General features: G+C 60.1%; 1 protein-coding gene. It reads left to right on the top strand.

Features of this window, described 5'->3' with window-relative positions; genetic code table 11:
- Nucleotides 1-807, top strand: an 807-nt coding sequence (gene rfbA, locus WG943_RS21195; protein WP_340412039.1) for a glucose-1-phosphate thymidylyltransferase RfbA, incomplete at both ends; no start/stop codon positions are given.

Raw genomic sequence — 807 nt, 5'->3', positions numbered from 1 at the left:
TGGCCGTGAGCAAGCAGCTGATGCCGGTCTACGACAAGCCGATGATCTACTACCCGCTGGCCACGCTGATGCTGTCCGGGATCAGGGAGATCCTGATCATCTCCACGCCCCATGACCTGCCGATGTTCGAGCGCCTGCTGGGCGATGGTAGCCAGATCGGGTGCAAGTTCAGCTACAAGGTGCAGGAGGTGCCCAACGGGCTAGCGCAGGCCTTCGTGATAGGGGAGGAGTTTATCGGCAACGACAAGGTCGCGCTCGTGTTGGGAGATAACATCTTCTACGGCTCGGGCATGAGCAAATTGCTGCAGGCCAACAACGACCCGGACGGCGGCGTGGTGTACGCCTACCACGTGCTCGACCCGGAGCGCTACGGGGTGGTGGAGTTTGACCAGGACAAGAACGTGCTCTCGATAGAGGAGAAGCCAAAGGAGCCGAAATCAAACTACGCGGTGCCGGGCCTCTACTACTACGACAACGACGTGGTGGAGATAGCCAAGAGCCTGGAGCCGAGCGCGCGCGGCGAGTACGAGATCACAGACGTGAACAGGGAGTACCTCAGGAGGGGCAAGCTGAAGGTGGGCATCCTGGACCGCGGCACCGCCTGGCTCGATACGGGCACTATCCAGTCGCTGATGCAGGCGGCCACGTTCGTGCAGGTGATCGAGGAGCGGCAGGGTCTGAAGATCGGCTGCATCGAGGAGGTGGCCTACCGCATGGGCTTTATAGATGCCGCGCAGCTGCAAAGCATCGCGGAGCCTTTAAGAAAAAGCGGCTACGGCGATTACTTGCTGAGCATCCTAAAAGAAA

The sequence above is a fragment of the Pontibacter sp. H249 genome (assembly GCF_037892465.1).
Classification (GTDB): domain Bacteria; phylum Bacteroidota; class Bacteroidia; order Cytophagales; family Hymenobacteraceae; genus Pontibacter.
Note: the sequence above shows the minus strand (reverse complement) of the source record. Positions and strands in the feature narration are given on the sequence as shown.